Below are 4297 nucleotides of genomic sequence, written 5' to 3' on the forward strand. Positions count from 1 at the left end.
ACCTCGGCCTTCTTTGCGGCGTCCCCGAGGGAGATTTCCTCACGCATATAGGGCTGCAAGGCCTCGTCATTGATTTGATTTCCCACGGGATACATGATGACCACGGTCATGAAGATGGCCAGGCTGGCCAAAATCTGGTTGGGGGGCATCTGGGCCGTGCCCATGGCCTGGCGCAGGAAGGAAAAGGCGATGATGATGCGGGTATACGAGGTGACCGTAAGCACGATGGACGGAGCCAGGGAAAGCACCGTCAAAAGCATGAGGATTTCGAGAAGGGTGGAGACCCGGCCCGGCTCGGCCTGCCCGGCGGACAGGTTGAGCGTCAGCGACGGCATGTCCTGGGCCAGGGCCGTGGCCGGCACAAGCAGGAGAAGGCTAAGGAGAACCGTCCGGAGGATCGGCCTTTTCGAGGACTGCGGCAAAGTCGGTTTCCCGGTCATGGTTGTCGTCGATCTCGGTCAACAGGTTGATGGACTGCTCGGTGACTCCGAGCACCATGACCTTATTCAAGAACCGGACCAACACAACGCTCCGCTTGGGCCCAAGCGACAGCTGCCCCTCAAAGGTCAGGCCGGAGTTCTTTTTGGCCAGGGGCAGTCCCAGGCGCGGGCCGAAACGCCGCAGGACGTAGAAGGCCGCAAAAAGGACGCCGAGCAGCAGCAACAGCCCCAGGGCCATCTGGGCGGCCACGGAAGAAAGCCCGTAGGCGGACTGGGCGGCGGCGTCAGGCAAGCTGTTTGACCCTCTCGATGGGGCTTATGATGTCGGTTAAGCGCACGCCGAATTTTTCGTTGATGACCACGGCCTCGCCCCGGGCCACAAGCTTGCCGTTGACGTAAATTTCCAGAGGCTCGCCCGCCAGCTTGTTGAGTTCGATGACCGAGCCCTGCCCAAGCTGCAACAACTCGTTGATGAGAAGCTTGGTGCGCCCCAGTTCGGCGGACACGTCCAGGGGGATGTCCAAAATGAAGTCCAGATCGCGCCTGGCGCCGCCCTCGGGCCGGGGGGCCTTGGCGTCCTGCGTCAAATCCTTGAACTGGGCCGTGTGGCTTTGCCGCGAGAGCTGTTCCTGCTCCCGTTCCTTTTTGAGGTGCTGTTCCTCCTCGTCGGCCAGGGCGGCGGCCCATTCATCGGCCAAAGCGGCGTCGGTCCCCGAAGAGGCCCCCTTGCCTCCGGCAGCAGGCGCAACGTCCTCGTCCTCGTTTTCCTGTTGAGCCAGGGCGGCGGCCCATTCGGCGGCCAGCTGGTCTTGATCCTGATCGTCTGAGCCCATGCGTCGTCGCCTCTCGTCTCGGATTGCAGGTTTCCGGCGCGGTCACGCCGCCACCGCCGCGTTGCCTACTGGATCACGAAATCCGTGAAATACACGCGCAAAACCACCGGCTTGCCAAGCACCTGATTGATTCGGTCGGCCACATCCTTGCGCAGGGTGATCTTGCCTTCCACCCCGGCCAGCTCCTCCACCGACTTGGAGGACAACAGCATGAGCAGGGCGTCGCGAATCTTGGACATGGACCCCTGGACGGCCTCGGGCCCGCCCTTGACCTCCAGGTCCATGGAGAGCTTGAGATACCGCCGTCCCGAGGGATCGGACAGGTTGACCACAAACGTGGGAACGGTGACCAGGGATTGCGCCGGGGCGGCCTTGCCGCCGCCATGCCCGTCGGAACCGCCATGGCCGGAAGCGGCCTCGCCATGGGCCTCCTCCTTGGCGGGGGCCTCGGCGGCCGGTTCGGCATGCCCGGGGGCCTCCCCCCCTTCGGCCGGAGCCGTGGGCGGGGTCTCGGCCGGGGCGGCCACGAAAAACTTCAGATAGGCATAGTAGCCCCCCCCGGCCAGGAGCAACAGCAGTACGGCCAGGATGATCCATTTGAGCAAGCCGGATTTTTTCTTTTCGCCTTCAATTTCTTCGGCCATCGTCCTCTTCTCCCGGGCTGTCCCGCGTCAGACGGGTGTACGGCGGCGCGCCCCCCGCTCAGGCGTGGCGCGGGCCAAAAAGATCCGTCCCGATCCGGACGTGGGTGGCCCCTTCCTCAACGGCAGGCTCCAGGTCGCCGCTCATGCCCATGGACAAGACCGGCAGGGTCCGCCCGAGGCGCGTCGCCAACTCGTCGCGCAGGGCGCGCAAGGCGGCGAAGGCCGGACGCGCCGCCTGGGGGTCGTCCAGGGCCCGGGGCAGGACCATGAGCCCCTGAAGGTCCAGGTTGGCCATGCCGACCACGGCCTCGGCCAGCTCCGGGGCCAGGGACGCGGCCACGCCCGCCTTTTGCGGCTCGTCGTCCACGTTGACCTGGATGAGCACCGGCTGGATCAGGTTGGCGGCCAGGGCTCTATTTTGCAAAGTCCGGGCCAATTCCGCCGAATCCACGGTGTGGATCAGGGCGAAGCGGCCCACGGCGAATTTGGCCTTGTTTTTCTGCAATCTTCCGATGAAGTGCCACTGGATGCCAGCATCCGCAAGGGCCTCCATCTTGGGCAGGGCCTCCTGCACGTAGCTCTCGCCGAAAATCCGCTGTCCGCGCGCCCGCAAGGCCGCCACGGCCTCGGGCGGATGAAACTTGGACACCGCCACCAGGGTCACCCCGGCCGGATCGCGCCCCGCCTTTCCGCAGGCCCGGACAATGCGTTCCCGGACCCGGGCAAGGCGTCCGTCCACATCCGAATCATCGTTCATGGCGAAAGGCTAGCACAACCGGGGGCAAAACAAAACGTTTCGAAAAAACGCCGCGCCCCTATTCCCCAAGTCCCAATTCACGCACGAACCCCTTGTCTCCGGGCCAGTCCGGTTTGACCTTGACCCACAGCTCCAGATGCACCCGTCCGCCCACAAGCTCCTCGATCTCGGCCCGGGCCTCGGAGCCCACCTTTTTGAGCATCTCCCCGCCCTTGCCGATGACGATGCCCTTGTGGGTGGTCCGGGGCACGTAGATCACGGCGGAAATGTGGGGCATGGCCGGGTTTGTCTGCTCGTCCCAGGACTCGATCTCCACGGCCACGCCGTAGGGCAGCTCCTGCCCAAGGGCCAGAAAGAGCTTCTCGCGCACGGCCTCGGCGGCCATGAAACGCACGGGCGCGGTGGTGATCTCGTCCTCGCCGTACTGGGGCGGCCCCTCAGGCAGGCGCCCGGTCACGGCGGCCACCACCTCGTCCACGCCCTGCCCCGACAGGGCGCTTATGGGGAACACCTCGGCCTGGGGGAAGATCAAGGCCATCTCCTTGAGCAGCGGCAGCAGACGCTCCTTGGGGCGCACCGCATCCACCTTGTTAATGGCCACGACCACGGGCATGGGGTTGCCGCCCAGGGCCTTGGCCAGGGGTCTGGCCTCGGCTTCCAGCAGATTGGGCTTTGAGGCCAGGGCCCGGGCGTCGAAAAAGAGCAGGGCCACGTCGGCCATGGGCAGGGCGTTCCAGGCCGACCGCAGAAGCAGGGGGCTTATGCCCCGGCTCTGGCGATGCAGGCCCGGGGTGTCCAGGAAGACGACCTGGGCCTCCTCCGTGGTCAGGATGCCGGTGATGCGGTTGCGGGTGGTCTGGGGCTTGGGCGAGACGATGGACACCTTCTGGCCGATCACCTGGTTGACGAAGGTGGATTTTCCGGCGTTGGTGGGGCCGAGGACGGCCACGTGTCCAAAGCGGTGGGACATGGGATTCTCCGGGCAAAAGGGCTTGTGGCGGAATGTCCGCCCTGGAAATGGTTGTTCTCGAAAAACGTCACGCGGGCAAGCGGGAATCCGGGCCGGTGGGCGAAAAAAAGCCCGGGAGGGATGCGCCCTCCCGGGTTCGGCTTTATTTTCGACATGTGACGGGCGGTGCGTTCCTCAAAAAACCCGTCCCGTTCCGTGTCCCTGGAATTCGTTTCCGCGCTTTCCAGGGACAGACCATCAGATGACCTTGTTCAGGGAATATTCGATGATGCCTTCAGCCCCAAGCTCGCGCAGTTTGGGGATCAGGTCGCGCACCAGGCTCTCGGAGACCACGATTTCCACGGACAGCCAGTCCTTGTTGTACAGGTTGGCCACGGTGGGCGCGGTGAGGCTGGGCAAAAGGTTCATGATGGCGGGCATCTTTTCCTCGGGCACGTTCATCTTGAGCCCAACCAGGCTTTCGGCCCGAAGCGCCCCCTGCAGGAGCATGTCCAGATTCTCGATTTTTTTGCGCTTGAAGGGGTCTTCCCAGGCGGCCTTGTTGGCGATGAGCCGGGTGTTGGTCTGGAGCAGTTCGGCGATGATGCGCAGGCCGTGGGCCTTGATGGTGGTGCCGGTCTCGGTGACCTCCACAATGGCGTCGGCCAGGCCCT

The 4297-nt window shown here is 64.6% G+C and carries 6 protein-coding genes and 1 pseudogene; all 7 read right to left on the reverse strand.

All coding sequences use genetic code 11. The features are described from left to right. A pseudogene (locus V3572_RS07980) lies at nucleotides 1-440 on the reverse strand (flagellar type III secretion system pore protein FliP); the annotation flags it as partial. Then, the gene (gene fliO, locus V3572_RS07985) at nucleotides 376-732 is read right to left on the reverse strand and encodes a flagellar biosynthetic protein FliO (protein ID WP_332110454.1); all 357 of its coding nucleotides are present in this window, start codon (nucleotides 730-732) and stop codon (nucleotides 376-378) included. The pseudogene V3572_RS07980 and the gene fliO, both read right to left, overlap by 65 nt. Further along, nucleotides 725-1273, reverse strand: coding sequence for a flagellar motor switch protein FliN (fliN, locus tag V3572_RS07990; protein ID WP_332110455.1), 549 nt, complete (start codon nucleotides 1271-1273; stop codon nucleotides 725-727). The genes fliO and fliN overlap by 8 nt, the downstream gene beginning before the upstream one ends. 65 nt (nucleotides 1274-1338) lie before the next feature. Further along, nucleotides 1339-1917: a flagellar basal body-associated FliL family protein gene (locus V3572_RS07995; protein WP_332110456.1), complete on the reverse strand. Its 579-nt coding sequence runs from the start codon at nucleotides 1915-1917 to the stop codon at nucleotides 1339-1341. Nucleotides 1918-1975: 58 nt separating this feature from the next. Continuing rightward, on the reverse strand, nucleotides 1976-2674 hold the full coding sequence (locus V3572_RS08000; RefSeq protein WP_332110457.1) for a YggS family pyridoxal phosphate-dependent enzyme: 699 nt from the start codon (nucleotides 2672-2674) through the stop codon (nucleotides 1976-1978). 58 nt (nucleotides 2675-2732) lie between these two features. After that, a complete protein-coding gene (gene era, locus V3572_RS08005) occupies nucleotides 2733-3644 on the reverse strand; it encodes a GTPase Era (protein WP_332110458.1) in 912 nt (303 codons plus the stop codon). A 237-nt stretch (nucleotides 3645-3881) separates the two neighbouring features. Then, a partial coding sequence (gene hisG / locus V3572_RS08010) for an ATP phosphoribosyltransferase (RefSeq protein ID WP_442877370.1) occupies nucleotides 3882-4297 on the reverse strand: 416 nt, incomplete at its 5' end.

It is taken from the genome of Desulfolutivibrio sp. (genome assembly GCF_036584575.1).
Classification (GTDB): domain Bacteria; phylum Desulfobacterota; class Desulfovibrionia; order Desulfovibrionales; family Desulfovibrionaceae; genus Desulfolutivibrio.